This window comes from Verrucomicrobiia bacterium, assembly GCA_026414565.1.
Classification (GTDB): Bacteria; Verrucomicrobiota; Verrucomicrobiia; order Limisphaerales; family Fontisphaeraceae; genus Fontisphaera.
Window position 1 is genome coordinate 1 of the sequence record JAOAIT010000018.1, and the last position, 26,966, is coordinate 26,966.

23 protein-coding genes are annotated in these 26,966 nt (G+C 60.5%); 10 read left to right on the forward strand and 13 right to left on the reverse strand.

Annotated features, from left to right (window positions below):
• The 7 genes from N3J91_04330 to gspE all read right to left on the reverse strand — a co-directional run.
• A partial coding sequence (locus N3J91_04330; GenBank protein ID MCX8155667.1) for a thioredoxin family protein occupies nt 1-221 on the reverse strand: 221 nt, incomplete at its 3' end.
• A gap of 67 nt (nt 222-288) precedes the next feature.
• A complete protein-coding gene (locus N3J91_04335) occupies nt 289-1,851 on the reverse strand; it encodes a DUF2961 domain-containing protein (protein MCX8155668.1) in 1,563 nt (520 codons plus the stop codon).
• 39 nt (nt 1,852-1,890) lie between these two features.
• Nucleotides 1,891-2,853, reverse strand: coding sequence for an ROK family protein (locus N3J91_04340; GenBank protein ID MCX8155669.1), 963 nt, complete (start codon nt 2,851-2,853; stop codon nt 1,891-1,893).
• A 116-nt stretch (nt 2,854-2,969) separates the two neighbouring features.
• Entirely contained in the window at nt 2,970-4,295 is a 1,326-nt protein-coding gene (locus tag N3J91_04345; GenBank protein MCX8155670.1) for a type II secretion system F family protein, read from the reverse strand.
• Nucleotides 4,296-4,309: 14 nt separating this feature from the next.
• A complete protein-coding gene (locus tag N3J91_04350; GenBank protein ID MCX8155671.1) occupies nt 4,310-6,013 on the reverse strand; it encodes a GspE/PulE family protein in 1,704 nt (567 codons plus the stop codon).
• Nucleotides 6,014-6,025: 12 nt separating this feature from the next.
• Nucleotides 6,026-7,156, reverse strand: a complete 1,131-nt coding sequence (locus N3J91_04355) for a type IV pilus twitching motility protein PilT (protein MCX8155672.1) — start codon at nt 7,154-7,156, stop codon at nt 6,026-6,028.
• 67 nt (nt 7,157-7,223) lie between these two features.
• Nucleotides 7,224-8,930 (reverse strand): type II secretion system ATPase GspE, encoded by a 1,707-nt coding sequence (gene gspE, locus N3J91_04360; GenBank protein MCX8155673.1) that lies wholly within the window; start codon nt 8,928-8,930, stop codon nt 7,224-7,226.
• Between the two features lie 325 nt (nt 8,931-9,255).
• Between gspE and N3J91_04365 the strand changes: the two genes are divergently transcribed.
• Nucleotides 9,256-9,528: a hypothetical protein gene (locus N3J91_04365; GenBank protein MCX8155674.1), complete on the forward strand. Its 273-nt coding sequence runs from the start codon at nt 9,256-9,258 to the stop codon at nt 9,526-9,528.
• Nucleotides 9,529-9,573: 45 nt separating this feature from the next.
• Here N3J91_04365 and N3J91_04370 read toward each other — a convergent pair whose 3' ends face one another.
• A complete protein-coding gene (locus N3J91_04370) occupies nt 9,574-11,799 on the reverse strand; it encodes a PAS domain-containing protein (protein ID MCX8155675.1) in 2,226 nt (741 codons plus the stop codon).
• A gap of 137 nt (nt 11,800-11,936) precedes the next feature.
• Here N3J91_04370 and ptsP point away from each other — a divergent pair, with 137 nt between their 5' ends.
• Together ptsP and N3J91_04380 are read left to right on the forward strand one after the other, a co-directional pair.
• Nucleotides 11,937-13,715, forward strand: a complete 1,779-nt coding sequence (gene ptsP / locus N3J91_04375) for a phosphoenolpyruvate--protein phosphotransferase (GenBank protein MCX8155676.1) — start codon at nt 11,937-11,939, stop codon at nt 13,713-13,715.
• A 139-nt stretch (nt 13,716-13,854) separates the two neighbouring features.
• Entirely contained in the window at nt 13,855-15,144 is a 1,290-nt protein-coding gene (locus tag N3J91_04380) for a citrate synthase (GenBank protein MCX8155677.1), read from the forward strand.
• 114 nt (nt 15,145-15,258) lie between these two features.
• Here N3J91_04380 and N3J91_04385 read toward each other — a convergent pair whose 3' ends face one another.
• Nucleotides 15,259-15,501, reverse strand: coding sequence for a hypothetical protein (locus N3J91_04385; protein ID MCX8155678.1), 243 nt, complete (start codon nt 15,499-15,501; stop codon nt 15,259-15,261).
• A 285-nt stretch (nt 15,502-15,786) separates the two neighbouring features.
• On the opposite strand from N3J91_04385, the gene N3J91_04390 reads away from it, so the two are divergent.
• The 4 genes from N3J91_04390 (at nt 15,787) to N3J91_04405 (ending at nt 19,845) form a co-directional block, all read left to right on the forward strand.
• A complete protein-coding gene (locus tag N3J91_04390) occupies nt 15,787-17,250 on the forward strand; it encodes a cellulase family glycosylhydrolase (protein MCX8155679.1) in 1,464 nt (487 codons plus the stop codon).
• A gap of 18 nt (nt 17,251-17,268) precedes the next feature.
• A complete protein-coding gene (locus N3J91_04395) occupies nt 17,269-18,117 on the forward strand; it encodes a glycoside hydrolase family 16 protein (GenBank protein ID MCX8155680.1) in 849 nt (282 codons plus the stop codon).
• A gap of 153 nt (nt 18,118-18,270) precedes the next feature.
• Complete coding sequence (locus N3J91_04400; GenBank protein MCX8155681.1) at nt 18,271-18,921, forward strand: hypothetical protein; 651 nt, start codon at nt 18,271-18,273, stop codon at nt 18,919-18,921.
• 63 nt (nt 18,922-18,984) lie between these two features.
• Nucleotides 18,985-19,845 (forward strand): sugar isomerase domain-containing protein, encoded by an 861-nt coding sequence (locus N3J91_04405; GenBank protein MCX8155682.1) that lies wholly within the window; start codon nt 18,985-18,987, stop codon nt 19,843-19,845.
• A gap of 6 nt (nt 19,846-19,851) precedes the next feature.
• On the opposite strand, the gene N3J91_04410 is transcribed toward N3J91_04405, so the two are convergent.
• Nucleotides 19,852-20,526, reverse strand: a complete 675-nt coding sequence (locus N3J91_04410) for an HAD hydrolase-like protein (protein MCX8155683.1) — start codon at nt 20,524-20,526, stop codon at nt 19,852-19,854.
• Nucleotides 20,527-20,702: 176 nt separating this feature from the next.
• Here N3J91_04410 and N3J91_04415 point away from each other — a divergent pair, with 176 nt between their 5' ends.
• Nucleotides 20,703-21,704, forward strand: a complete 1,002-nt coding sequence (locus tag N3J91_04415) for an MBL fold metallo-hydrolase (protein ID MCX8155684.1) — start codon at nt 20,703-20,705, stop codon at nt 21,702-21,704.
• On the opposite strand, the gene N3J91_04420 is transcribed toward N3J91_04415, so the two are convergent.
• Nucleotides 21,686-22,618, reverse strand: coding sequence for an endonuclease/exonuclease/phosphatase family protein (locus N3J91_04420; GenBank protein MCX8155685.1), 933 nt, complete (start codon nt 22,616-22,618; stop codon nt 21,686-21,688). The two genes, N3J91_04415 and N3J91_04420, sit on opposite strands and share 19 nt — an antisense overlap.
• A gap of 302 nt (nt 22,619-22,920) precedes the next feature.
• Between N3J91_04420 and N3J91_04425 the strand changes: the two genes are divergently transcribed.
• Together N3J91_04425 and N3J91_04430 are read left to right on the forward strand one after the other, a co-directional pair.
• Nucleotides 22,921-23,589, forward strand: a complete 669-nt coding sequence (locus tag N3J91_04425; protein ID MCX8155686.1) for a glutathione S-transferase family protein — start codon at nt 22,921-22,923, stop codon at nt 23,587-23,589.
• Nucleotides 23,586-24,881 (forward strand): PhoH family protein, encoded by a 1,296-nt coding sequence (locus N3J91_04430; protein ID MCX8155687.1) that lies wholly within the window; start codon nt 23,586-23,588, stop codon nt 24,879-24,881. Before N3J91_04425 ends, N3J91_04430 begins: the two co-directional genes overlap by 4 nt.
• 42 nt (nt 24,882-24,923) lie before the next feature.
• Here the strand turns inward: N3J91_04430 and N3J91_04435 are convergent, their stop codons facing one another.
• Together N3J91_04435 and N3J91_04440 are read right to left on the reverse strand one after the other, a co-directional pair.
• Nucleotides 24,924-25,841: a dihydroorotate dehydrogenase gene (locus tag N3J91_04435; GenBank protein ID MCX8155688.1), complete on the reverse strand. Its 918-nt coding sequence runs from the start codon at nt 25,839-25,841 to the stop codon at nt 24,924-24,926.
• A complete protein-coding gene (locus N3J91_04440; GenBank protein MCX8155689.1) occupies nt 25,838-26,623 on the reverse strand; it encodes a dihydroorotate dehydrogenase electron transfer subunit in 786 nt (261 codons plus the stop codon). Before N3J91_04440 ends, N3J91_04435 begins: the two co-directional genes overlap by 4 nt.
• Nucleotides 26,624-26,966: the final 343 nt, after the last annotated feature.

Sequence of the window (26,966 nt, forward strand, 5' to 3'; positions counted from 1 at the left end):
TTGGCGGCGAATTCCTTGAATTCAGGTGTGGAGAAGACCTCAGCGTCCAGTTTTTTGCACCAACCGCACCAATCGCTGCCGGTGAAGTTGATGAAGAGCAATTTGTTTTCCTTTTTGGCCTGGTTGAGGGCGGCATTGAAATCAGTGACCCAGTTCAATTCTGCGGCACCGAGCCAGCCGGCCACGAGCAGGGTTGCCAGTGCGAGGATTATTTTTTTCATAAGTTGTGCGTAAGGCTCGTTGAGTTTAACGAATCGTTCTGTTCGTAGGACGTTTCACAAGCGCCGTTTATTCAGGGGGCTGCCGCTCGGCATACCAGAAAACGGTGCCCGGGTATGAGCCAAGATACTCGTTATGATGACCGTGCTCAAACCCAATTTTTGCATGTTTTGTGAAGTTGAGCCGGTCGGCGAGATGGAAGCGATAGGCAATTTTGGGGGTGCCGTTGTCCAGCAGACCGTAAAGAGGGCGGGTGAGAGGGCCGCCGTAAAAGTACCAGCCGCAACGGAAGTAATCTTCCGTGCCCGTGCCATGCCAGGCCGGGGGAAAGGCCTCACCGTCCACGTAGAACCGGTCGTCGCCCTCGAGGGTGGCGTTGGCCAGCTCGAGGATGCAGCCGACGAAATGGCCACGGCCGCGAGTTTCAAGGAGCACGATGTCCCGGGCTTTCTCGGTTTTGTCGGTGATGCGGGCAGCGTGGAAGTAAAACAGCCCGGGCTGTGGCCAACCCTGGCGGAAGGTGGTCTGGACTTTAACCTCGAGGGGTTGGTCCGGGTTTTGCAGGACAAGCTTAAGCGATCGGCGGCAGGGCATGGGCCAACGGCTGTAATAGGCGCCGTTGGTGTCCACCCCCATGGTGAGTGCGTGGAATCGGGCCTGCGGACGTTGGTCGCGGCTGAACCCCCAAAACTCCCGGAGGGTCATGTCCACCAGGTTGAGACCATCGGCTTCCACACGCATGCGGAGGGCATCGGCCTTCGCTTGACCCACGTCGAGGCGAAACATCTCCAGAATACCCTGGGTTTCCGCCAGGAAGATGGTCACGGGCTGGCCGGTGGGCAGGGGGAAGGTTGCCGTGGGGCTGAGGGCGGGCCATGCCAATTCCCAGGCGGCGGTTTGCCGCAGGCTTTCGGGGGTGGAGCTGGCCACGGGCGCAGGCAGGCGTTGGAAGCTGAACTGATGATAGAGGTGGGGGATAATTTCGCCGCGGCCATTTTTGCGATGGGTATAAGAGTCACGATGGCCTTCGAGGGTAATTTTTAAGGATTGGGCATAGCTTATGGGCGCATAACAAAGCCACCCGCCACTGCTTTTTTCGGCCAAACCGGGGGGCAGCAAGGGATTATTTTCAAGCCACTCCGGCAGAGGAGCGGAGAGGCGCGGCCGGGGCTCGCCGTCGAAGTAGAAATTCAATGTGCCGCCGAGGTAGGCCTGACCTTGCTTGTTTTTGCCGGTAAACCAGATGCTGGTGATGACGCCGGGGCCTTTTTCCTCAAAAAGCACCCATGCCGAGTGGGCGTTGGAAAAACTCAGGCCTGATGGCTCCACGCGGATTAGATTGCCCGAGTCGTAGTTGGCATCGTTATAGTCAAAGCCGCTTCGGAGATAGGTTTTGGTCGAGTCTGGCACCGGCAGCCAATGAAGGGAGAGGGGATTGGGTTGGAGCAGCAGGGGGACGGCGGCGAAAGTAGAGAAGCAGATGGCCAGAGGCATCAGGCAAAGCGCGAAGCAGGATTGCCGCGGTTTAGGAGGCAGACGGAGCACCAGAGCCAATATTTCGGCCAGGAGAAGGTTTTTGGTGGGGGCATTCCTGGCGGAGGAGCGGGAGGGAGGAGGAGGCTTGGCGATCATAAAGGATGGGTGGCCCTGAGGGGAGACCATGCTCCCCCTTTAGTGGGATGGGGTTTGAGCGGCAAGAAGCAAAGCCCCCATGGGGACGGCATCTTCCTGCCAGGCGGCCAGGCGAACGGCGGGCACGGGGTGAAATGCCTCCATGACGTAGGCAGGCAGCCGGGCGGCGACAGTGGCGCGCAGTGGCTCACCCACAAGGGACAGCCCGCCGCCAAGCACAATAACCGCGGGATGGCATAGATGCACGACATGAGACAGGGCGAAGGCCAGGTCGTCGGCCACTTCATGGAGCAGGCGGCGGGCGTCCTCGTCTCCGGCGGCGAGGGCAGGGGCAAGAGTGCGAGCTTCGCCGCCCGTTTGTTTGAACTGGGCCAGGAGGGCAGCCCAGGGGCCGGTGAGGCCGCGGGAGCGGAGCTCCCGGATGCGTTTGTCCACGGCCCAGCCGCTGCAGCGGTGTTCCACGATCAGGCCTTCACGATTGAGGCGGAGGTGGCCGATTTCGGCCTCGCCGGGGAGGGCGCCGTGATAGATCTGCTCATTGACCACCAAGCCTCCCCCCACGCCGCTGCCCAGAGTGACGTAGAAAACAGGGTTGGCGCCCTGGCCTGCGCCGAGGCGGGCTTCAGCGAGGGCGGCGGTGTTGGCGTCGTTTTCAATCTGCACGGGAAGGTGGGTGAGATGGCGGAGCCAGTCGGCAAGGGGAAAGTCGGCCCAGCCGGGCACCTGGTGGGAGCAGCGAATGATGCCGCGCTGCCAGTCCACCGGCCCCCCGAAGCCCACCCCGAGAGCGCGGACAGGATGTTCGCGCAAGAGGGCAGGGAGTGTGGCCGTGAGCTGTTCCCGGATGCCGTGGCCGCCGGCCTCGGGTTTAACGGTAAAACGCTGGCGGTGGGCGATGTGGCCGGGGCGTCCCAGGACAATTTGTAATTTAGTGCCGCCAATTTCGATGCCGGCGAGGGTGTGCGCGGTGGATTCAGGCGGTTTGGGCGGCGGTAAGTTCATACACCGAGGCGACGGTTACGATGGATAAGGAGGGAGAGGGTCGGCGTCGAGGCCGGCCTGTCCCTCAGCCGCAGTAGAACCTGGCCTGCCAAGGAGAAACCCCCTGCCCCCATGCCTTACTCTCCCGGGCCGGAGCCTTCCTGGCCGAGGCTGTCGATGATGGAGATCAGCGGCAGGAAGAGGGCGATGACGATGCTGCCGACGATGACCGCCAGAATCACGATCATGATCGGCTCCAGCAGGGAGGTCATAGCGGCGACGGCGTTGTCCACTTCGTCATCGTAGTTGTCGGCAATTTTCATCAACATTTCCGGGAGCGCGCCGGTTTGCTCGCCCACGTCCACCATGCTGATGACCATGGGCGGGAAGACGCCGGAGGCCTCCAAGGGGGCGGTAATGGTTTCGCCTTCCTTGACGCTTTCGTGGACGGCGGAGACGGCATCCGCCACGATCACGTTGCCGGAGGTCTCTTTGACAATGGTAAGCGCCTGGAGAATGGGCACACCGCTGCTGATCAAGGTGCCCAGGGTGCGGGTAAAACGGGAGATGGCGACTTTCTTGATGACGGGACCCAGGACGGGCATGTTGAGTTTGAAGCGGTCGAAGAGCTTGCGCCCTGCCTTGGTACGGATGAAGACCTGAAAAAGGAAAAACAGGGCACCCAGCACACCCAAGGTGATGACGAAATGATTGGCAATCATGTCGCTAATCCCCAAGACGATCTGGGTGAATTGGGGCAGCTCTTTGCCGGGGCCAAGGAGGTCCACAAAGATGGCTTTGAATTTGGGGACGACATACACCATGAGGACGCCCAGGATGGTGACGGCCACCACGAGCACCGCCACGGGATAGAACATGGCGGAGATGACCTTGCCCTTAATTTTTTGGGCCTTCTCCATGAACTCGGCCAAGCGGTTGAGCACGACTTCCAATACGCCGCCCAGCTCGCCGGCCTTGACCATGTTGACGTAGAGGCGGTTGAAGACCTTGGGATGCTGGGCCAGGGCTTCGGAGAAGGTGCTGCCGCTTTCGATGGAGGCGCCCAAATCACCGATGATTTTTTTGAGCAGGGGGTGTTTTTCCTGTTTTTCCAGCACGCGAAGGCCACGCAACAGCGGGAGGCCGGCATCCACCAGGGTGGCCAACTGACGGGTAAAGGTGGTGAGGACCTTGCTTTTGACGCGGTCGGTAAGGCCGGGGATTTTGATGTTGAGATTGAGATTGATTTCCTTATGCAGCCCGCCTTTTTTGCCGGGGGCGCCTTTGGTCTCGGCGGGTTTGGCTTTGGCCTTGTCCTTGTCTTTATCCACCTGGACGATGCGGGTGGGGTGGAGCCCCATGTCCTTGATGCGGGAGATGGCCTCGTTCTGGGAGCCGACTTCCAAAGTGCCCTTGGTCTCCTTCCCCCGGGAGTCCATGGCCACGTAACTGAATTTTGGCATAAGGGTCGTTGTGGTCAGGTGTACTTAACGACTTCTTCAATAGTAGTATCACCATCAAAGATGCTGCGCAAGCCGTCTTCGCGCAGGGTGACCATGCCCAGCTCCACCGCCTTCTGGCGGATGACGACGGTGGGGGCCCGTTCATTGATGAGGATGCGAATGGGCTCGGTGATGGGCAGCAGTTCAAAGATGCCTTTGCGGCCCTTGTAACCGGTGTCATTGCAGGTGTTGCAGCCGCGACCGTAGTAGAACATTTTGTCTCCGATGTCGTGGGGGGAGAGGTTGAGGAGGGCGAGCTGGCTTTCGGTGGGTTCAAAGGGGGTGCGGCATTTTTTGCAGATGGTGCGCACCAGGCGCTGGGCCAGTACGGCCATGAGCGAGGAGGAAATGAGAAACGGCTCGACGCCCATGTCAATCAAGCGGGTGACGGCGCCGGGGGCGTCGTTGGTGTGGAGGGTGCTGAGCACGAGGTGACCAGTCAGGGAGGCCTGGATGGCGATTTGGGCGGTTTCGACGTCGCGCATTTCGCCCACCATGATGATGTCGGGGTCCTGGCGGAGGAAGGCGCGGAGGGCCTTGCCGAAGGTCATGCCGACGGCTTCGTTGACGGCCACCTGCATGATGCCTTCGATGTCGTACTCCACCGGGTCTTCGATGGTCAGCAGTTTGGAGTCAATGGTGTTGACCTTGCGCAGGCAGGAGTAAAGGGTGGTGGTTTTGCCGGAGCCAGTGGGGCCAGTGACGACGATGATGCCGTTGGGCTGCTGGATGGCCTCGAGCATGTAGTCGTAAACATACTTGGGGAAGCCCAGGGACTCGATGTCGAGGTTGACGGCGGAGCGGTCGAGGACGCGGAGCACCACCGATTCACCGAACTGGGTGGGCAGGCAGGAGACGCGCATGTCCACCTGGCGGTTGCCCATGGGGAAATTGATGCGTCCGTCCTGGGGGAGGCGGCGCTCGGAGATGTTGAGATTGGCCATGACCTTGATGCGGGAGATCACGGGCAGGGCCAGGTGTTTGGGGGGCGGGGCCATTTCATAGAGGGCGCCGTCCACGCGGTAGCGGATTTTGAACTCGTCCTCAAAAGGCTCGAAATGGATGTCGCTGGCGCGGTCTTTGATGGCCTGATAGAGGACGAGATTGACGAATTTGATGATGGGCGTTTCGTTGGCCAGGTCCATCAACTCGCCCAGGTTTTCCTCGGAAACCTCGGTGATTTCGCGCGCGATGTGCTCGTCTTCGCCCAGTTCCTTGAGGGCGCTGCTGACGTCCACCCCCTCCTCGCCGTAGTAGCGGGAGATGGCCCGCTCAATGGCGTTGGGGTCGGCCACCACGACGATGATTTCGCGGCCGCTGCTGACGCTGATGTCGTCGGCCGCGGTCAAGTTGAAGGGGTCGGCCAGGGCAACCTGCACGGAATTGCCATAGACGGCGACGGGGACGCATTGGTACATGCGGGCGACAGCCGCCGGGATGGTGGCGATGACATCGGGAGGGATTTCCCGTTTTTCAAGCTCCACCACTTCGGTGCCGAGGGCTTCGGCCTTGACCTGGAGCTGGGTTTCCATGTCCATGAGGCCAAAGTCAGCCAGGATTTGGTGGATGGGCTTGGCGGTGCGCTGGTGTTCCTGGACAACTTCTTCGATCTGCATGTCATCCAGCAAGGCGCGCTCGCGGATGAGATTCAGGAAGGGATCGTGGATGAGGTCGGGCATAGGCAACGCAAACTAGGCGGTGGGGGCCGTGGCCGTGGCGGCGGGGGCGGTGCCGGCGCGGGCGGCCTCGGCGGCCTTGGCGATGTCGTATTCCTGGAGTTTTTGCATCATGGTAACGGGGTCCTGGCACTTATTGATGACCTCCTCACGGGCAATGATGCCCTGCATGTATTTTTCCATGAGGTAGCCGTCGAGGGTGACCATGCCGTATTTGGCGCCGGTTTGGATGTCGGAGGCGATGCGGAAGGTTTTGTTGTCGCGGATCAGGGCGGCAATGGCGGGGGTGTTGATCATGATTTCATACACCGCCACGCGCCCGGGCTTGTCGCAACGCGGGATGAGCAACTGGGAGATGACCGCCTGCAGCACGGTGGAGAGCTGGATGCGGATCATTTCCTGCTGGTTCATGGGGAAGGCGTTGACGATACGGTCGATGGTTTTGGCGGCGCCGGTGGTGTGCAGGGTGCCGAAGACCAGGTGGCCGGTTTCGGCGGCGGTGATGGCGGCCTCGATGGTTTCGAGGTCGCGCATTTCGCCGACGAGGATGATGTCGGGGTCCTGGCGGAGGACGCGGCGCAGGGCCTCGGCGAAACTGGGGACGTCCACGTGCACCTCGCGCTGGGTGACAATGGCCTTTTTGTGGTAGTGGTAATACTCGATGGGGTCTTCGATGGTGACGATGTGGGCGTCATCCCGCTCCTGGTTGATGATGTCAATCATGGAGGCGAGGGTGGTGGATTTGCCCGAGCCGGTGGGGCCGGTGACGAGGATGAGGCCGCGCGGTTTGTAGAGGAGGGTCATGATGGTCTGCCGCGGGAGGCCGATCTGCTCGAGGGTAAGGAGTTTGTTGGGGATCTGGCGCAGCACCAGGGCGAACTGGCCGCGCTCCTTGAACACGGAAACACGGAAGCGCGCCATGTCGCCAAAGGCGAAACCGAAGTCGGCGGTGCCGTTTTCGCGGACCTGCTGGATGTGGTCATCGGAGGAGATGCTGCGCATGAGCTCCTCGGTGTCTTCGTTGGTGCAGGGGGGGCCTTCGACGCGATGAAGGATGCCGTGCAGGCGAATGACGGGGGGCACCCCGACACGGATGTGCAGGTCGGAGGCTCCTTCGGAGACCACCAACTGCAGGAGATCGGACATCTGATAGGACATAACGCTTACGAGCTTCTCAAGTCGGTTGTGTGAACACCAGGGGCATGGGTTAGGTTTAATCCACGTCGGCCAGCGTGGCGCGGATGACTTCTTCCGGGGTGGTAAGCCCGGCCAGCACCTTGCGGGTGCCGTCTTCACGCAGGGTGCGCATGCCGGTCTCGCGCGCCCGGGCGCGGAGGATGGAAGCCTGGACCTTTTCGTAGATCAGCTTGCGGGCTTCATCGTCCACCACAAAAATCTCGAAAATGCCCATGCGCCCCCGGTAACCGGTTTTATTACAATCGCCGCAGCCGCGGCCCTTGAGGAAATTGGCGCCGGGGGTGTTGGGGTCGAGGTTGAGGACGCGGCGCTCGTGTTCCGTGGGGTCGTAGGGGGCGGCGCAGCGTTTGCAGACTTTGCGGACGAGGCGCTGGGCCATGATGGCGCGGGTGGAGGAGGCGACAAGGAATGGTTTGACGCCGATGTCAATCAAGCGCGTCACGGCGCTGGGGGCGTCGTTGGTGTGCAGGGTGCTGAAGACCAGGTGACCGGTGAGGGAGGCGTTAATGGCAATGGAGGCGGTTTCGAGGTCGCGGATCTCACCAATCATGATGATGTTGGGCGCCTGGCGCAGCATGGCACGCAGGGCGGCGGCGAAGGTCAGGCCGACGACTTCATTGACCTGCACCTGGTTGATGCCGCTGAGGAGGTATTCCACCGGGTCTTCCACCGTGATGATCTTGCGGTCGGGGCGGTTGATGAAATTGAGCACGGAGTACAAGGTGGTGGTCTTGCCGGAGCCGGTGGGGCCAGTGACCAGGATGATGCCGTCGGGGAGGCCGATGAGGCGCTCGAAGGTTTGCTGGTCGTCGGTGAAAAAGCCCAGTTCCGGGAGGCCAAGGCGCAACCCTTCCTTGTCCAGGATACGCATGACGATGCTTTCCCCGTGGTTGGTGGGGATGCAGGAGACGCGGAGGTCAATCATCTTGCCGCCGACGGAGGTCTGGATGCGGCCGTCCTGGGGGATGCGCCGCTCGGCGATGGACATGTTGGACATGATTTTGATGCGGCTGATGATGGAGGCCTGGAGCTTTTTCGGGGGGCCTTTGATTTCATGCAGCACACCATCAATGCGGTAGCGGACGCGGAAGGACTTGGAGAGGGGTTCGAGGTGGATGTCCGAGGCGCGCATTTTGAAGGCCTCGACGATCATGTTGTTGACCAGGCGGATGATGGGGGCATCGGATTCGACGACGGAGCCGTCGTCTTCGCCCGCGGCCTTGGTCATGGCCTGCACCGCCACATCCCCTTCGGTGATGTTTTGGATCATCATCCCCACCTGATCGTCCTCGGCGCCGTAGTACTTGGAGAGGGCGGCGTCAATCTCGGCATCGGAGGCCACTTTGACCTCGATTTCCATCTTCAAGGCATGGTGGAGGGCGTCGATGGTATCGAGGTCGGAGGGGTCGGAGAGGGCCACGGCCATGGTGTTGCCGTGTTTGTAAATGGGGATGGCGCGGTAGCGTTTGGCGAGGTCACGGCGCAGGGAGGAAATGACACTGTCCTCAATGCGCAGGTCCGCCAGTTGCACCACTTCGGCGCCGAAATACACGGCTTTGGCGTTGGTGACATCCTGGGGGGTAATCCACCGGCGCGCCAGGAGTGTATCCACCACGCCGGCGCCACCGGCTTCCGCTTCCTGCCGGGCTTGAGCCACCTGGTCATGGGTCACAACGCCCATGTCCATGAGCAGGTCCAATAAATAATCGTCTTTGGCAGCCACAAAATTGGTTGTCACTGCCGCCGGGCCTTTCTGGGGGACTCCCACCGGCGGCGTATGGAGTTCTGATAAAACTGTATCCGTGAAACCGGGGCAAAGTCAACATGGGCGCGGAAAAAAACGTGCCGAGGCGAGGGAAACCCGGGCTGTGCGGAGCTTGATGAGGGGGCTTTTTTCCAGATTTCGCCTGCCGGGGTGTTTCCCCGCAGCGGGCTGATGGGGAGGGGGGCATGGTTGGCGACTAGAGGGTGCGAAGGTGCGGTTGCCGGGAGGCGTTTCCGGCGCATTTTCGTTTGCGAAAGCTGCCCTTTGCCGTTACTGTGCGCCAATGGCGAGTCAACCGGCCAAAAAGAAGAGAAAAAAAGCCCTCCTGCTGGGGGTGGGACTGGACAGCGATGGTCACAAACGGGTGACCACGGGGCCGAACTTTGCCCTGGTGGGGGGGACGGAGGAGACCCATGAGGCCATGACCGAGAAGGCCATCAAAATCAATGAAAAGCTGGCGCGGCGGGGGAAGACGCTGGATGACGTGAGCCGCGAGGAATTTGATGACATTGCGCACGAGGTGGGGTTGAAGAAACTTGAACCACCGCAGAATTAATTAGGCACGGCTGGAATGCCGCCCAAGCAGCGGGCGGAATGGAGCCTATGAGGCGGGGGACGGCGGGGGAGGCGATTCGCCGGGAAGTTTCAGGTCAGCCAGTTCGGGGTAAAGTTTTTTGACGCACTCAGGGCATAGGCCATGAGTGAAACGGGCCTCGGAGTGTTGTTGGAGATAGACCTCGATTTGATTCCAATAGCCCTGGTCATCCCGGATTTTTTTGCAATTGGCGCAAATGGGCAGAAGGCCGCTCAAAGTTTTGACATTATCCAGGGCCTCCTGCAGCTCGATGATGAGTCTTTCACGCTCCTGCTGGGCCAGGCGCATTTCGGTGATGTCGCGCACGACGCCGACGATTTTGACGGTTCCGCTTTGGGGCATCAGCACGGTGGCCGCTTGCTCGTGGAGGATGCGCACGCGTCCATCGGGCAGGAGAACGCGAAACTCGTGATCGAAGGTGCCACCCTCGTGAATCAAGGCGGTGATGCGCTGGCGCAGAGAGTCGCGGTCTTCGGGATGGACCAGTTGATAAAAGTTTTCGCGGGTGGGCACGAACTGGTCCGCCTGGAGGCCGAGAATGCGGTAGGTCTGGTCGGACCAGAGCAGGTGTTGGGTGGTCAGGTCAAGCTCCCAACTGCCGACATTGCCGACGCGCTGGGCCAGTCTCAGGCTGGCCTCGCGTTCCTGCAAAGCCTGTTCGGTGTGCTGGCGCTCCACAATGTCGGCCTGGAGCAGCTCATTGGCGCGGCGCAATTCGCGGGAAGCCAGCCCGGCGGTTTGGAAGATGTAAATGAACCAGGCGGTGAGCACACCCATCACGGCGCCCCCCCCGAGGAATAGCCGCGGCAACAGGCTGAGCGAGCGCTGGACCAGCTCGCGGCGCGGAATGACCTCCAGCCGCCAGTAGGCACCTTCAAAATGGATTTCGCGGATTTGGGCGTAGCCATTAAAAACGGAGCGGGAAGCCGATGCCGCGGGAAAAACCAGGTGGTGCCGGCTGCGCATGTCGAGCAGGCGCATTTCAAAGAGCCCGGCCAGCCGGGACCAGTTGTATTGGGCGAGGGAAGCATAGCGGAATACGCCCACCAGCGCGCCTTCGTAGCGATCCTGCCGGTAAAGCGGCAGATAGATCAGGAATCCCAAGCCCCCTTGTTTCAACAGGAGGGACTCACTGACGGCAGGCCGGCGGCGGTTCCGGGCCTGTTCCAGGGCCTGGCGGCGTGGGTCATCAAAGATGCCGGATTGGTTCAGGATGGCTTCGTTGCCCGCGCGGGGGACACACCAGCGGACGATGCCGTCGGGGTCCAGCCATTGCAGTGCCTGGACATCGGGATGGCGTTTGATGACCAGCCCGGCCAGGTGCTCAAATTGCGCTTGAGTCAGCGGGCCTTCGGCGATCCAGACGTCGGCCACAAACTGAAGGGCGGAGCTATAGTAACTAAGCTGATTGGTCCAGGAGGCGGCAGCGAGGTCGGCTGCATCGGAGCAGTTTTGGCGTAGGGACTGGCTTTCCTCGTTGCGCAGCGTCTGCCCAAAGATCAGGGCCACGGTAAAAACAGCCATGCCGCTGGCGATTGCCGGCAAGGGGGAGGGCCGCTCGGAGGAGGGAGGTTTTTTGAGGCGAAGCCAGAGCAGCAGGGTGACGTTGGCCAGAGCAAAGGCCAAAGCGGTGTGGAAGGCCATTAAATTGAAGCGGCCCCAGGCCTGGTCTGGCGCCAATCCCTGCGCAAAACCCACCATGGCGGCGAGGGCGATGGCGATCACCATGCAACTCAGCACGTTGATGGAAATCACACAGGATTCCGGGAGGTTTTTCTGCGAAAGCAATCCTACGGCCAGACTGGTGAGCAGGAAGCAAAAACCTGAGCTGAGAGCGACGAGTGTGGGGGACTGGCTGCCTACGGGGGATTGCGGGGTGATCATCCAGTGATCTATTCCCAAAGAGATACCGCTGAGGTGCTGGAAAACGGTCAAGCAGCCCAAACCCAGGGGGAGGATGGCCAACAGGCGGGTCAGCAGGCGACGGTCGAAGGTTAGCGCCAGGAGTGCAGCCCCCAGGAAAACGAAAGCGAGGGCGGAATTGTAGGCCATGGGGACCCAATCGGTGCGCCAGTGGGTGAGGCGGTCGTTTTGCAGATGCCAGCCGGCCAGGGTCACCAACCCCAAAAGCAACAGCAGGACCGACAATCCACGACTGATCCCTATACGCCAGCGCGGGCTCAGCCACGTCTGGTCCGGAGACGCTGCCGGATTGGTGGAATTAACGCTCATGGAGTTGGGCTATGAGGACGAGCAACGGGTGGGACAGGCCATGAATCCCGTCCGTGGAGGCCCGGGCGGCGGAAAGGGGCACCTGGATAAGGTTTTGCTTTTCATTTTGGTGCAATGCTTTACGATGCCATCGTATCATGGCTGGTTTGGCAAAGACAGGCGAAAAAGTGTTGCGGGGCATTCCTGCTTCGGGGGGGGTATGCAGGGGCAAGGTGCTGGTGCTGGGCAGTCGTGAGCAGAAGGTGGCGCGCCTGGAGATGACGGAGGCGGACGTGCCGGGCCAGGTGGCGCGCTTCGAGCAGGCGCTGGTGCAATCCCGTCAACAACTCCTGGAGTTGCAGGAGCAAATTCGCGCCCGGGTGGGGGCCAAGGATGCGGACATTTTCACCGCGCATTTGTTGATCCTGGAGGACCCGTTACTGGTGGACGAGGTCATGAGACTGATCACGGAAGAAAAAGTCAACGCCGAATATGCCCTGCAATGCGCCATCGATAAATACGTCAATGCGTTGGAGCAGATACAGGATGAACTGTTGCGGGAGCGGACGGCCGATTTGCGGGACGTCGGGGATCGAATTTTGAACAATCTGTTGGGCTGTGTGGACGAGCACCAGCTCAAACTGCTCACCGAGCCGAGCATAGTCATCAGCCATGATTTGACGCCATCCACGACGGCGCTGCTGGACAAGACCAAGATATTGGGATTTGCCACCGACGTGGGCAGCCGCACGTCACATACGGCAATTCTGGCCCGCAGCCTGCAGATTCCGGCGGTGGTGGCGTTGAAGACGGTGAGCCAGGAGCTGGCCACGGGGCAGCAGGTGCTGTTGGACGGCTACAACGGCCTGCTGATCATCAATCCTTCAGACCAGACGTTGTTTGAATATGGTCACCTGGTGCGGCGGCAGGTGACGCTGCAGGAGAAGCTGCGGGCCATACGGGATCAGCCGGCGGTGACGTTGGATGGGCATCGGGTGCTGTTGTCGGCCAATATCGAGCAACCTGCGGATGTGGAGGCGGTGAAAGCGAGCGGGGCGGAGGGAGTGGGACTGTTTCGCACCGAGTTCATCTATCTCAATCGTGAATCCGCGCCGGACGAGGAGGAGCAATATCAGGCCTATTTGTCGGTGGCCGAGGCGTTGCATCCGGCGCCGGTCATCATCCGGACGCTGGATTTGGGGGGGGATAAATTTTTGACGCATGTCAATGTGGGGCCGGAGACCAGCAGCTTTTATGGGTGGCGGGCAATCCGTTTCTGTCTGCATCGGCGGGATATTTTCCGGACGCAAATCCGGGCGATCTTGCGCGCCAGCGTGCGGGGGAATGTGAAATTGATGTATCCGATGGTTTCGATGACGCGGGAGATCGAGGAGGCCAACACGCTGGTGGCGGAATGCAAGGCGGAGCTGCGGGCGGAGGGGCGGGCATTTGATGACTCGATGGAGATTGGGGCGATGATCGAGGTGCCCTCGGCGGTGCTGGTGGCCGATGCCCTGGCCCGGCGGGTAAAGTTCTTCAGCATCGGGACGAACGATTTGATCCAGTACACGCTGGCGGTGGACCGGATGAACGAGCATGTGGCGCATCTTTATCAGCCCACGCATCCGGCGATACTCAAACTCATCCGGGAGACGGTGGAGGCGGCGCATCGGCAGGGCATCTGGGTGGGGGTATGCGGGGAAATGGCGGGCGATCCGGTGCTGGTGCCGTTGCTGCTGGGGCTGGGCGTGGATGAGCTGAGCGCCGCGCCCTCGGCGGCGGCTCAGATCAAGTTTTTAATCCGGCGCCTGAAGATGAGCGAGGCCCGGGAGCTGGTGGAATTTGCGCTGCAGAGCGAGGACGCGGGCGAGATTCAGGAACGCTCGCGCCAACTGGCCCGGAATGCGGCGCCCAGTTTGTTTGAGACGGAATTGTGAGGGCGGTCAAGATGGGAAGCGCAGGAAAAGCGGCTGATTCAATGAAAAACGCTTGTGAGCGGGACAGGCTGCCGATATTAGTTTTTTGCACGACGCATTAAGCTGACTGAATACACAACCCCCAGACAGGAGAGCGCTCATGAATAAAACGGCGACGCTGACGATTGATGATAAAACCTATACGCTGCCGGTGGTGGAGGGCAGCGAGGGCGAGAAGGCGATTGACATTTCCGCCCTGCGGCAGCAGAGCGGGTATATCACGTTGGATGATGGCTACGGGAATACCGGCTCGTGCAAGAGCAAGATCACGTTTATTGATGGAGAGCGGGGCATCCTGCGCTATCGGGGGATTCCGATTGAGGAGCTGGCGGAGAAGTCGTCCTTCATTGAGACGGCCTATTTGATCATCTACGGGGAGCTGCCGAATCGGAAGCAGTTGCAGCGGTTTTCGGATTTGTTGACCAAGTGCGAGAATCTGCACGAGGACATGAAGTATCACTTTGAGGGGTTCCCCTCGACGGGGCATCCGATGGCGATCCTGTCCTCGATGATCAACGCGACGAGCTGTTTTTATCCGGAGGTGATGAAGGGGTATGATCCGGCAACGTTTGATTTGATGGCGGCGCGGTTGATTTCGCAGGTGCGCACGATTGCGGCCTTTGCGTATCGGAAGGCGCACGGGCTGCCGATCATTTATCCCAAGCCCAGCTACAAGTACACGGCCAACTTTCTGCACATGATGTTCAGCGAGCCCTACCAGGATTACGAGCTGCAACCGGAGGTGGTGTGGGCGCTGGATTTAATTTTCCTGCTGCATGCCGACCACGAGCAGAACTGCTCGACGGCGACGGTGCGTTTTGTGGCGTCGAGCCGGGCCAATTTGTTTGCCTCGGCGGCGGCGGGGGTGTGCGCGTTGTGGGGGCCGCTGCATGGCGGGGCCAATCAGGCGGTCATTGAGATGCTGCAGCAGATTCACGACAGCGGGGATGATGGGCGCAAGTTCATCGAGATGGCCAAGGACAAGACGAGCGGCAAGCGGTTGATGGGTTTTGGGCATCGGGTGTACAAGAATTATGATCCGCGCGCCAAAATCATCAAGGCGCGGTGCGATCAGTTGCTCAAGGCGCTGAAATTGAATGATCCGCTGCTGGACATCGCCAAGCGTCTGGAAGAGGCGGCCTTGAATGATCCGTACTTTATTGAGCGCAAGTTATATCCGAATGTGGACTTTTACAGCGGCATCATCATGCGTGCCATTGGCATCCCCATCGAGATGTTCACGGTAATTTTCGCCATTGGCCGCATGCCCGGCTGGATCGCCAATTACAAGGAGATCATGGAGAGCGGCGACAGCCGGATTTATCGCCCGCGGCAGATTTATGTGGGGCCAACGATGCGCCCATATACTCCGTTGAAGAATCGGGGTTGAGCCGCCGGCTGAATCAGCCGGCCATTTTTGCGGCGCCAGGGGGCGCGGAAGCGGCAGGAGCTTCCCGCCGGGCAGGGGGCGTTGCCCGGGAGGTTGGTGGGAGCGCCTGAGTGATCAGGAGCGCGTGGGGTCCACGCTGGTTTCTGTTAGCAGAGCCGGGGCTGCCTCCCGCAAAACCGGGTCCGTCTGGGGGCCGGGGGCGTTCAAGACTGCCTGGCGCATTTGTTGAAACCACCAGTGCGCGCCGGGGAGACGGCGCTGGCGGCGGGGGGTGTGGCGCAGGTTGGCCGAGGAGGGCAGGCCCAGCTCCATTTGCCGGGCGTGGGAGCGGTACAGGTTTTTCATCGTCGTTTTCATTTTGACCGCCGCCATTTTGGGCCAGTGGGGTGGACATTTGTTGTCCAACCCTCAATTCTTTTATCGGCAAAGTGGAGGGGGACTTGAACAGGGGCCACGGTGCCGGGGGGCCAGGCGTATGCTGCCTGCCGGGTTCAAGGCGGGGGCGGGGGCGAAGGGGGAAGCGATAGCTCGGGCATGGCTGGGAAAGGGGAGGTTGATTTGATGATGAAGGCGCGGGCGAACGTCCAACCCTAGCAACCTATGAACACAAGAACGTGTTGGCTGACGGGATTACTACTGTTAATGGCTGGCGGAGCCCCGGCGGCGCCGGATCCGCAGGTGGTGGGCGGAGTGGATATATCGAGGTGGCGTGGGTTTAACCTGCTCGAAAAATTCACGCTGCGCCAGAATGCGCCTTATGTGGAGGACGATTTTCGCTGGATTGCCGAGCTGGGATTTAATTACGTGCGGCTGCCGGTGGATTATCGCTGTTACGTTCAGACCAACAACTGGCTGGAGTTTCGGGAGGAGGTGTTGAAGCATTTTGACCAGGCGATTGCCTACGGGGACAAGTACAACATCCACGTATCCATCAATCTGCATCGGGCCCCGGGCTTTTGCATCAACCCCCCGGCTGAGCCGACCAATTTGTGGACGGAAGAGGCTCCGTTGGAGGCATTTGTAGCGCATTGGGTGATGTTTGCGCGGCGATACAAGGAGGTGCCCTCGTCCCGGCTGAGTTTCAACCTGCTGAACGAGCCGACGCGGCACACCCGGGAGCAATATCTGAAGGTCTTTTCGCGGGCGATCGAGGCCATTCAGGCGGTGGATCCCCGGCGGCTGATCATTGTGGACGGAATGAATGTAGGCTCCCAGCCGGTGAAGGAATTTTTGCGCTATTCCAATGTGGTGCAGGCCACGCGGGGGTACCATCCGGGCACGATATCCCATTACCGTGCCAATTGGGTGCAGGGCAGCGATCAGTGGGCGGAGCCGGTGTGGCCGCCGGTGCCGGTGAATGGGATGTTGTACGGGCCGGCCAAGCCAGAATACCAATCGCCGTTGACCCTGCAGGGAAAATTTCCGGCCGGCACCAGGCTGGTGTTGCAGGTGCAGCAAATCTCGGTCAAAGCGCGGCTGGCTGCCAAGGCGGATGGAGAAGCGTTGGGTGAATTGCTGTGCGATCCGGGCGTGCAGAAACAGGATTGGAAAGTGTCACCGGAAAGCCGGCAGTACACCTACCATGAGCCGGTGAATCCCTTGCGGTGGACGGTGACATTACCCAAGGCCGCCGAGGAAGTGACCGTGGCCAATGTGGAAGGGGATTGGGTGCGGCTGCGGGAGATTACCCTAACGCTTCCGGGGGGCAGGACCAACGTGGTGCGTCCGGATGCCCCATGGGGCCGGAAGCAAAGCCCGCTGCGGGTGGATGCCAGCGGCCGATTCCTGCCGCCAGCCGGCGTGTCCGCCGATCAAACGCTGCGGGATTTTCTCAAGCCCTGGGTGGAAATTCAGGCGGCGGGGCAGGGGGTGTTTGTGGGGGAGTGGGGATGCTTCAACCGCACCCCGCATCCGGTGGCTCTGGCCTGGATGAAGGACTGGCTGGAGTTGTGGAAGCAGCATCGGATGGGTTGGGCGTTGTGGAATTTCCGCGGGAGTTTCGGGATATTGGACAGTGGCCGGAATGACGTGAATTACGAGGATTTCCACGGGCACAAACTGGACCGGCAGATGTTGCAATTGTTGCAGCAGTATTTGAAGTATTAACCTGAAAAATCAATGTTTATGCGAAAACACACACGCGTTTGGGCATGGGGCCGGGCCGTTGGACTGGCCTGCTGGCTGGGGACTCTGGGGTTGCAGGCGGCACAATGGGAGTTGGTGTGGGCCGACGAGTTCAACGGGACGGGACTGCCGGATCCGGCCAAGTGGGACTATGAAGAAGGGTGGATCCGGAATAATGAGCTGCAATATTACACCCGCGGGCGGCTGGAAAATTGCCGGCAGGAAAATGGGGTGCTGGTGATTGAGGGGCGCAAGGAGAAATTCCGCAACCCCCATTTTCGGCCAGACGCTGATCCCAAGAGCCGCAAATCCGGCCGGGAATATGCGGAATACACCGCGGCAAGCATCAACACGCTGGGGAAGGCCAGTTTCCTGTATGGGCGGGTGGAGGTGCGAGCCAAGCTGCCCCAAGGTCGGGGGGTGTGGCCGGCGATTTGGATGATGGGCACCAACCGGGTGACGGTGGGCTGGCCGCGCTGCGGGGAGATTGACATTATGGAATTTGTGGGCAAAGCCCCGACTAATGTGCATGCCACAGTGCACTGGTTTGGGGAGGGCAGGCACCAATCGCTGGGAGGAAAGATTGTGACGAATGCGCCCTACGATGGTTTTCATATTTACGCCGTGGAATGGTTTCCGGACCGGATGGATTTTTACTTTGATCATATCAAATATTTTACCTACCCCACCGACAAGGCCGGGGCGGGACCCGACAATCCCTTTCGGAAGCCGCATTATTTGCTGATAAATCTGGCTCTGGGCGGCTCCTGGGGAGGAACGATGGACGATGCCGTGCTGCCGCAGAAATACCTGATTGATTACGTGCGGGTGTATCGGCAGAAGCCGTAGGGGTGGCAGGAGAGGTGCAAGGGCGCGGCAGCTCAGGATTCCTGGGGCTCGTGGGGGGCAACGCGTGAGCAGGAGAGTGGTGAAGCGTCGAGGGGCGCAACTTTTTTTTCGGCTTGGTGTAGTAATCAAAGCAGGCGTATATTCATGGCGGACATGATGTATTGGCGAATCATGGTGGGGATAACGGCGGTCTTGCTGGCCGGCGTGGGAGGAGTGATGTCGCTTGATACCAAGGAGGAGAAGCTGCCCGGCAAGAGCATTACCGAGCGCAATGCCTTTAATTTGAAAGCGCCAACCCCGCCCGCTCCACCGCCGCCGCCGCCGCCGCCGGCGACGAAAGTTAATTTGACGGGGGTGTTCAGCATCATGGGGAATAAGCGGGCAATTTTGCAGATTACGGAGCCGGGCAAGAACAACTCCGAGTCGCGGATTGTGCAGGAGGGGGACAAGGAAGGGGACATTGAGGTGCTGGCGATAGACACCGTGATGGAGACGGTGCGGGTCAAGATTCGGGATCAGGAGAAGGAATTAGATTTCAAGAAGGATGGGATTGCTCCGCCCACGGCACCCGCGGGGGCATTTACGATGACCAATCTGGTGGCCAGACCGGGTGTAACGGTATTGCCCGGGGGCGCTTTGAATGCCACGACCGGCACGCCGATGCCCGTACAACCGCCGCCGAATCTGCCGCCGGGGGCGCTTTGGCGGCCGGATGGGACCGTGATCATGCCGGGGACAGGGGTAACCAATCCCGCAGGAGCGGCGCTGTACCAGCCGCCCACGCGCATCATACGGACGCCGTAGGCGAGGGCCGGTTCCTACCAAACAAGACTGGCCAGCGGCGGGGGTGCAGGATATAATGGGGGTATGAAACCCGCAGAAGCCTACCTGGCCAAGGCCAGGGAAATTATTGCCTGTGTGGCGGGGCAGATGGCAGCCATTGAACAGGCAGCGGATTGGTTTGCCGAGGCCATTCTGGCCGGGCGCATGGTGCACGTCTTTGGGACCGGGCAATGTCGCGCGATGGTGGAGGAGTTTTGGCCGCGCAACGGGTCATTTCCCGGATTTCATCCCATTGTCGAGCTGGCTCTCAGCGCGCCCAATCCGGTGGGAGCCAATGGCCCGCGGCAGGCGATGTATTTGGAAAATACACCCGGTTTGGCGGAGCAAATTCTGAAGAACTTTGCGCTGCACCGCAAAGACGCCGCGCTCATCATCACGTCGAGCGGCTGCAGTGTGGTGCCGGTGGAAATGGCCGCTTTATTTCAAAAACGGGGCATCCGGGTGGTGGCACTGGTGAGTGTGCGGCATTCGGCGGTGAGCGCCTCGCGGCATGCGGAGGGGCGTAAGGTGCAGGATTTTGCAGATTTGGTGTTGGACACGGGGGCGCCGACGGGGGATGCGCTGATAACGGTGGAGGGGATTGAGGAGCCGGTGGGGAGTGCTTCCACCTTGGGGGGGTGTCTGGTGATTAATTGCCTGAAAGTGGAAGTGGCGCGCAGGCTGGTGCAAGGGGGGCATCCGCCGAGGGTGTTGGTGGCGCCAGCGCTGGCGGGTCAGGAGCGGGCTCATGGTTTGTTTGAGCTGGCGGTGGCGGAGCAGGCCCGTTTGTTGGCCAAACTGCATCAGGAACTGGAGGCGCAAACGGAATCCATGACCAGTTTTCGCCGGCGGGCGCCGGAGAAGCCGCCGGAGGAATTTGATACCGGCTCCTTTTTTATCACCTGAGCCGATTCATTGCAGCGCTTCGAGCGGAAAATTTTCCAGGGTGGCGACGGCCCAATCTGGGGCATGGTGTTGAAGTTCGGACAGCGTCGCGCCGCCGGTGGCGACTGCGAGGGTTTTGGCGCCGATGGCGCGGCCACAGCGGATGTCATGGGGGGTATCGCCCACCACCAGGACTTCGTGGGGCTGCAGAGAGTCTCCCAGGAGGGCGCGGCCGCGGGCCAGGGCGATGCGGGCAATTTCGTTGCGGTCCTCGTGATCATCGGCAAAAGCGCCGGTGACAAAGGGCCCCCAGAGGCCAAAATGGCGCAGTTTGATTTCGGCGCCAAGGCGGATGTTGCCGGTCAGCAAGCCCAGGACGGGGGGAGGGTGTTGCGTTTGCAGGGCCGTGATAAATTGCGTTACGCCCGGAATAACGCCGCCGGTGGACTCGCGGAGGTAGTGATCGAGCAGGAAGATGTAGCAGTCAAAAAAGCGGCGCATGTCTTCCGGGGTGGCTTCCCGGCCGTGCTGGCGCAGGAATTCCCGCACCAGACTGGTGTCTGTGCGGCCGGCGAAACTCATGGTTTCCGTGCCGTTGCCGAGGCCGAATTCAACAGCAAAAGCCCGGGCAAAAGCCTTGACTCCCGCGCCGTGAGTGCGGATGAGCGTGCCGTCAATATCAAACAGGGCCAGCCGGACCATAGTGCGGCAAAGGTAGGAGCGGAAGTGGGGACGGGCAACTGAAAAAGGATTTGTGGGGAGCCTCTGTCTGCAGGGGGTCCCGGCGAGCCACATAGGCTCCGTCGTGAGTGGCGGCACGGGGCGGGGGGGGAGGGGTGTGGCCTTGACAAGGCGGGTTAAGGTCACAGATTAAGGGCATGGCCAAAAGCCGCCGGAAGTGGCTGAAATACACGCTCATGGCCGCCGGTGTGGGGGCGGTAACGGGGGCGTGGTGGGTGCAGCATTCGAAGAGCCGTTTGGCGCGGATATTGCGTATGTTAAGTTCTGATTATTTCCGGCGCATGGCCGCGCCGTCGCACCGGCCCGAGCCGCAGCAGTGGTCGGATCGCCATGTTACTTTGAGCTGGCTGGGGCACGCCACCACCTTGATTAATTTCCTGGGAATCCGGCTATTGTTGGATCCGGTGTTCAGTCAGCGGGTGGGGCCGGTGGGGTGGTTGGGGAACGTTGGTCCCAAGCGATATATAGCGCCGGCGTTGGGGGTGGCGGAGCTGCCGGAGGTGGAGCTTATTCTGCTGTCTCATGCGCATTATGACCATTTTGACCGCCCCACATTGCGCCAACTGCCAAAACAGGCCACGGTCATTACGGCGCCGGAGACGAGTGATTTGCTGGAGGGCATGGGTTTCAGGGTGGTGAAGGAGCTGGATTGGAATGAGCGATACGTTTTCCGGAATGGGGGCGGAGAGCTGGAGGTGCAGGCGGTGCAGGTGCGGCATTGGGGGCAGCGCTGGCCCAACAAAAAGGTGCGGGGATACAACGGCTACATTTTGCGGCGGGAGGGGCGGTCGGTGTTATTTGCCGGAGATACCGCCATGACGCCGCTGTTCAAACAGCACCGGCGGTTGGGGCCGTTTGATTTGGCCATCATGCCGATTGCGGCGTATGACCCCTGGATTTGGAATCATTGCACGCCGGAGGAGGCGGTGGAGATGGCCAATGATGCGGGGGCGCGTTTCATTGCGCCGGTGCATCATGAGACCTTCAAGCTGAGTGATGAACCGATGGATGAACCCGTGCGGCGGTTTTGTCGGGCGCTGGCGGACGAGCCTTCCCGGATTGCGTGGCGGCGGGTGGGGGAGACGTTTGCGCTGAATGAGCAGGGGGTGGCGGTCAAAGTTCAGCGGTCTTCGGCATAGATCGTGGCCACGATGGGGCGATGATCGGAGGCCAGCCCCCAATTGGGCAGGGCGAGGACATAGGTTTCCTCGGGGATCCACTCGGCGGCCATGCCTTTGCTCAGGAGGATGTAGTCAATGCGGCTGTAGGAGTCTTCCAGGCCGTAATAATGCGTCCAGGTGATGCGGCGTGCATCCTGCCGGTTATTGAGAGGAGGCAGGCTGTCGCCGTTACGCTCGGCGGGTCGGGTATCCACCAAACCATTGCGGGCGTTGGCCCGGCCGAGGACGGTGCGCAATGTCCGGCTGTCCTTGGTGTCGTTGAAGTCACCTAGAACGACCAGATTCAGCTTGGGATTGGCGGTCAGGCGGGTCTCAATGATTTCCCGGAGGAGGCGGGCCTCCTGTTCCCGCATTTCGGCTTCGTCGCCTTCGGGAATGGGGCGGCGGGATTTGAGATGCACGGCGATCAGGGTGAACTGGTAACCTTTGGGTCCCTGCAAATCCACCTCCAGAAAGGCACGGCTGACATGAAAGCGGCGCCCGTAGAGCAGGTAGGTCAGGTTGGTGTGCGGTCGGCGGGCAACAAGGGGCAGGCGACTCAGCAGGGCGACGTGAATGTTGGTGTCCCAGCCGCGCACCCATTCCCAATGGGGCAGGGAAAGTCCCTCGGCCTGCAGGGAATCGCGCAGCTCCAACAGGGCATTGGTGCTGCCCATTTCGACGAGGGAAATGACGTCGGGTTGGAGGGCGCGGATGCTCTCTCGGATTTTGGCGCGGGCTTCCGGGGTTTTGGCGGGGCGGGTGCCGGCGGGTTGGTCCAGGTAATTTTCGAGATTGTAATGGGCAAGGCGGATTTTCTCCGCGGCGGCCGCCGACGAAAGGCCGGCCAGGAGCAGGCAGAGACTAATAAAAACAAGTATTAGAACGCGCATCAAGCGGATGAATTACGGGGTGGGAGGGAAGAAGTCAAAGCCGATTCATCTGGGTGGGCGGGGGGGCGAGCGGAGGCTGGAGGGATGGCCTGCTTGAGGCGGCGGTCCGGCCGGCTGGTGGATGAAGCAGCGAAGGGGCAAAGTGCAAAAAATCTTGTCAGGGGGCAAAGCTGCCACTAAAAGGGGCGTGTGAGTCACACCATGGTTTATCCAACGGCGCCCACCGAAATTGGACGCTGCGGGCGGCGGGCGGCGGGGTGTCGTGGGCGGCAGGCGCTTCAATCCTCCATTCTGGCAAATCCATGATGGTTTTGGTGCAATTTCCGTGGAGCCCGTTTTGCCTGGTGCAACGGCGCATCCTGGAGTATTCAGGGGCAAAATATAAGCTGCATAACATTCCATGCACGGATCGCCGGCTGGTGTGGCGGTTGACCCGGCAGCGGTATTATCAGGTGCCGATTCTCAAGGATGGCCGGAATGTGATTTTTGAGACGGATCACGAGTCGCAGGTTATCGCCAAATACGTGGATAACGCCCTGGGTCTGGACTTGTTTCCACGCTCACTCGCCGGGGTGCAGAATATTTTGTGGCGGCACATTGAAAACGAAATTGAAGAAGTTTGTTTCAAGCTGAACGACATTTATTTCCGGGAGTTTGTGCCGGCAAGGGAGCATTTGGAATTCATCCGGTTCAAGGAGCGGAAATTCGGGCGGGGTTGCCTGGAGCAATGGCGGCGGCAGCAGGTGACGCTGTTGGAGGAGCTGCAACGGCGGCTGCTGCCGTTTGAGCAGATGTTGACTACCCGCCCGTTTTTGTTGGAGGAGCGTCCGCGATTTGTGGATTTTGATTTATACGGCATGCTGGCCAATTTTTTGTACAGCGGTCATTACCAGTTGCCGGCGCCCCACAACCGGCTGGCCGAGTGGTATCAGCGCATGGACACCTGCCGCCGAACTGACTTCAGCCTGTGAAAAACTACATACTCGACACCAACGTCCTGCTGCACGATCCCAACAGTCTCTTCAATTTTCAGGAAAATCACGTCCTGATTCCCATCGAGGTCATTGAAGAGATTGATCGTTTCAAGCGCGAGGCGACGGAGCTGGGGCAAAATGCCCGCACCGTGAGCCGGACGCTGGATGCGCTGCGGGAGCAGGGGGCTTTAAGCGCGGGGGTGCCGCTGCGCAACGGGGGGCTGTTGAAGATTCTGTTTCATCAAAACAATGGCAACGGCCATCATCATCACAGCGTGGACAGCCGCATTTTGGCGCTGGCACTGGCCGTGCAGGAAGCGGACAAGGGACGCAAGACGGTGCTGGTGACCAAGGACATCAATCTGCGCATCCGGGCCGACGCCTGCGGACTGGCGGCGGAGGATTACGAGACCGATCATGTGCGGATTCAGGATTTGTACACGGGGATGTTTGAAAAGACGGTCAGCGCCGAGCAGATGGCGGCGTTTCGCACGCAGGGTGAGCTGGAGGTGCCGCTGAACGGCCATTATCCCAACGAGTATTGTGTGTTGAACGATGCGGGCAACCCACGGCGGCCGGCTCTGGCCAAGGTGGATGTGACAGGCCGGAAACTGGTGCCGATTCTGGATTGCCGGGAGGGGGTATGGGGGATCAAACCGCGCAACCGGGAACAACATTTTGCCCTGGATGCCCTGTTGGACGAGCGCGTCCGGCTGGTGACCCTGATGGGCAAGGCGGGCACGGGCAAGACCTTGCTGGCGATGGCGGCAGGGTTGAAGAAGACGGTGCAGGACCGGGAGTTTCGGCGGCTGGTGGTGGCGCGGCCGACGGTTTCTGTGGGACGGGAGCTGGGCTTTCTGCCGGGGACGCTGGAGGAGAAGTTAAATCCTTGGATGCAACCCATCCATGACGCGCTGGAGATGCTGAGCGACTTGAACATGGGCCATGAACACCGGCGGGCCTCGGATTTGTTGCGCAGCGGCACGATTGTGGTGGAGGCACTGAGTTATATTCGCGGGCGGAGCATTGCCAACCAGTTCATGGTGATAGACGAGGCGCAGAACCTGACGCCGCTGGAGGTGAAGACGATTTGCACCCGCGTGGGACACGGCACCAAGCTGGTGTTCACCGGGGATCCCTACCAAATTGATAATCCCTATGTGGATTCGGCCTCCAATGGTTTTAATTACCTGGTAAGCCGTTTTCGTGAGCAGCCGCTGGCGGCGCACATTGAATTGCAGAAAGGGGAGCGGTCAGAACTGGCGGAGCTGGCGGCGAATATATTGTAGAGCAGGGAGAGCACGGCAGCGCCGGCGCCCACCGGCGGCGAGTTATATTCGCGGCAACTTCACGGAGCCGACAAGGCTTTTGAGGTCTTCAATTCCGTGGCGTTGCATATATTCGCGGATGCCTTCCAGAACGCGCAGGGAGGTTTGCGGCTCGTAGAAGTTGGCAGTGCCTACGGCCACGGCGGAAGCGCCGGCGATGATGAACTCCAGGGCGTCCTCGGCGGATTGAATGCCGCCCATGCCAATGATGGGGATTTTGACGGCGCGGGCGGCCTCCCAGACGAGTTTGATGGCAATGGGTTTGATGCAGGGGCCAGTGAGGCCGCCGGTGATGTTGGCCAGGCGGGGACGCCGGGTTTCGATGTCAATGGCCATGGCCGGGAAGCTGTTCATGATGGAGAGCGCATCGCTGCCGGCTGCCTCGGCGGCCTGGGCATAAGGGACGATGCTGGCCACGTTGGGGCTGAGTTTGGTGATGAGCGGGAGGCGGGTGGCTTGACGGCAGGCCGAGACGACTTTTTCCAGGAGGCGGACATCGGTGCCAAAGTGTGAGCCGCCTTCCTTGATATTGGGGCAGGAGACATTAAGTTCCAGGGCGCCGACGCCTTCGAGGGCGTCAAAACGACGGGCAACTTCAGCGTATTCTTCCAGGGTGCGTCCCCAGATGTTGATGATGACTGGGACCTTGAGGGTTTTAAGGAAAGGCCAGTATTTTTCAATGAACCCGTCCACGCCGGGGCCTTGGAGACCGATGGCATTGATGAGGCCGCTGGCGACTTCCACGGTGCGCGGGGTGGGGTTACCGCGGACAGGATCGAGGCGGATGCCCTTGACCACCACGGCCCCGAGCTGGTTCAAGTCGAGCAGGCGGGCATATTCCACACCGTAGCCGAAGGTGCCGGAGGCGACGGTGACGGGGTTGGGCATCACCAAAGAACCGATGCGAACGGACCAGTTCATGCCATGACCTCCCAGGCGATGGTGTGGGCGTTGAAGACGGGGCCTTCGGTGCAGGTGCGTTGGTATTCCCAGCCCTCAGCGGAACGGATGGGAATGACGCAGGTGAGACAGACCCCCACGCCGCAGCACATGTGTTCGTCCATGGAAAGCTCAGCTTCGACGTTAAACTCGCGGGCCAGGTCGCTGACGGCCTTAAGCATGGGATTGGGGCCGCAGGCGTGGAGCCGGACGTTTTGGGTGCCGCGCTGCAATTCCTCGCGCAAGGGCTGAGTCACCAGCCCTTTGATGCCGTAGCTGCCGTCCTCAGTGGTGGCGCGGACCTCCCAGCCGAGGGCGCGAAATTCGTTTTCGCAGAGAATGTCGCCCTGTTTGCGTCCGCCGACAAAGACGATGCCGGGGCGGGGGGAGCGTTCAGCCAGGAGGTACAGGGCCGCCATGCCATAGCCGCCGGCGACAAGCAGGGGGCGAATCTCGGGGGAAGAGGGAATCGTAAAACCGTGTCCCAACGGGCCGATGACACTAAGTCCCTGCCCGGGTTTGAGGCGGGATAGTTGATGGGTGCCTTTGCCGACGGTTTTGTAGAGCACGGACAACGTGTGGTCCCGGACTTGAAAGATGCTGAAGGGGCGGCGCAGCAGCGCCTCGCGCAACAGCGGCACACGGATATGCACAAATTGCCCCGGCTGCACCAGCGGAGCGATGTGCTCCGCCTGCAACACGAGCCGGTAATACTGGCCGGTAAAATTGTCGTTGGCCAGGATGATGGCGTCCTGCTCAACCATGCGCGGGGAGCATGGGGGGGGCGGGCTTTCCTGTCAATGTTGGGATAAAAGGGGTTGAATGACGCATTGCCCCCCATGCTTTGGCAAAATTATCCATGCCGTTTCCGCTGGATGGTTCATGAGGGGGTTAGGCGGTGGGAGGCATAATTTTGCTTTGCAGTTTGGCATTTTTGCCGTATAGCTTGCCAAGAACCGTTTAGCAGCGTCCGAAACGCAGCGCATGTTAAAGGCCTGAACATGTTCGAAAAACTCAAACAACTTTTCAAAAAGCCGGCGCCTGCACCGGCTGTTTCCAAGCCCGCACCTGCAGCACCTGCACCGGCTTCTGCTGCACCGGCCAGGC

Coding starts and splice junctions, on each gene's coding strand:
- N3J91_04335 (MCX8155668.1), bottom strand. CDS start 1,851: ATGATCGCCAAGCCTCCTCCTCCCTCCCGCTCCTCCGCCAGGAATGCC.
- N3J91_04340 (MCX8155669.1), bottom strand. CDS start 2,853: ATGAACTTACCGCCGCCCAAACCGCCTGAATCCACCGCGCACACCCTC.
- N3J91_04345 (MCX8155670.1), bottom strand. CDS start 4,295: ATGCCAAAATTCAGTTACGTGGCCATGGACTCCCGGGGGAAGGAGACC.
- N3J91_04350 (MCX8155671.1), bottom strand. CDS start 6,013: ATGCCCGACCTCATCCACGATCCCTTCCTGAATCTCATCCGCGAGCGC.
- N3J91_04355 (MCX8155672.1), bottom strand. CDS start 7,156: ATGTCCGATCTCCTGCAGTTGGTGGTCTCCGAAGGAGCCTCCGACCTG.
- N3J91_04365 (MCX8155674.1), top strand. CDS start 9,256: ATGGCGAGTCAACCGGCCAAAAAGAAGAGAAAAAAAGCCCTCCTGCTG.
- N3J91_04370 (MCX8155675.1), bottom strand. CDS start 11,799: ATGAGCGTTAATTCCACCAATCCGGCAGCGTCTCCGGACCAGACGTGG.
- ptsP (MCX8155676.1), top strand. CDS start 11,937: ATGGCTGGTTTGGCAAAGACAGGCGAAAAAGTGTTGCGGGGCATTCCT.
- N3J91_04380 (MCX8155677.1), top strand. CDS start 13,855: ATGAATAAAACGGCGACGCTGACGATTGATGATAAAACCTATACGCTG.
- N3J91_04385 (MCX8155678.1), bottom strand. CDS start 15,501: ATGAAAACGACGATGAAAAACCTGTACCGCTCCCACGCCCGGCAAATG.
- N3J91_04390 (MCX8155679.1), top strand. CDS start 15,787: ATGGCTGGCGGAGCCCCGGCGGCGCCGGATCCGCAGGTGGTGGGCGGA.
- N3J91_04395 (MCX8155680.1), top strand. CDS start 17,269: ATGCGAAAACACACACGCGTTTGGGCATGGGGCCGGGCCGTTGGACTG.
- N3J91_04400 (MCX8155681.1), top strand. CDS start 18,271: ATGATGTATTGGCGAATCATGGTGGGGATAACGGCGGTCTTGCTGGCC.
- N3J91_04405 (MCX8155682.1), top strand. CDS start 18,985: ATGAAACCCGCAGAAGCCTACCTGGCCAAGGCCAGGGAAATTATTGCC.
- N3J91_04410 (MCX8155683.1), bottom strand. CDS start 20,526: ATGGTCCGGCTGGCCCTGTTTGATATTGACGGCACGCTCATCCGCACT.
- N3J91_04415 (MCX8155684.1), top strand. CDS start 20,703: ATGGCCAAAAGCCGCCGGAAGTGGCTGAAATACACGCTCATGGCCGCC.
- N3J91_04420 (MCX8155685.1), bottom strand. CDS start 22,618: ATGCGCGTTCTAATACTTGTTTTTATTAGTCTCTGCCTGCTCCTGGCC.
- N3J91_04425 (MCX8155686.1), top strand. CDS start 22,921: ATGATGGTTTTGGTGCAATTTCCGTGGAGCCCGTTTTGCCTGGTGCAA.
- N3J91_04435 (MCX8155688.1), bottom strand. CDS start 25,841: ATGAACTGGTCCGTTCGCATCGGTTCTTTGGTGATGCCCAACCCCGTC.
- N3J91_04440 (MCX8155689.1), bottom strand. CDS start 26,623: ATGGTTGAGCAGGACGCCATCATCCTGGCCAACGACAATTTTACCGGC.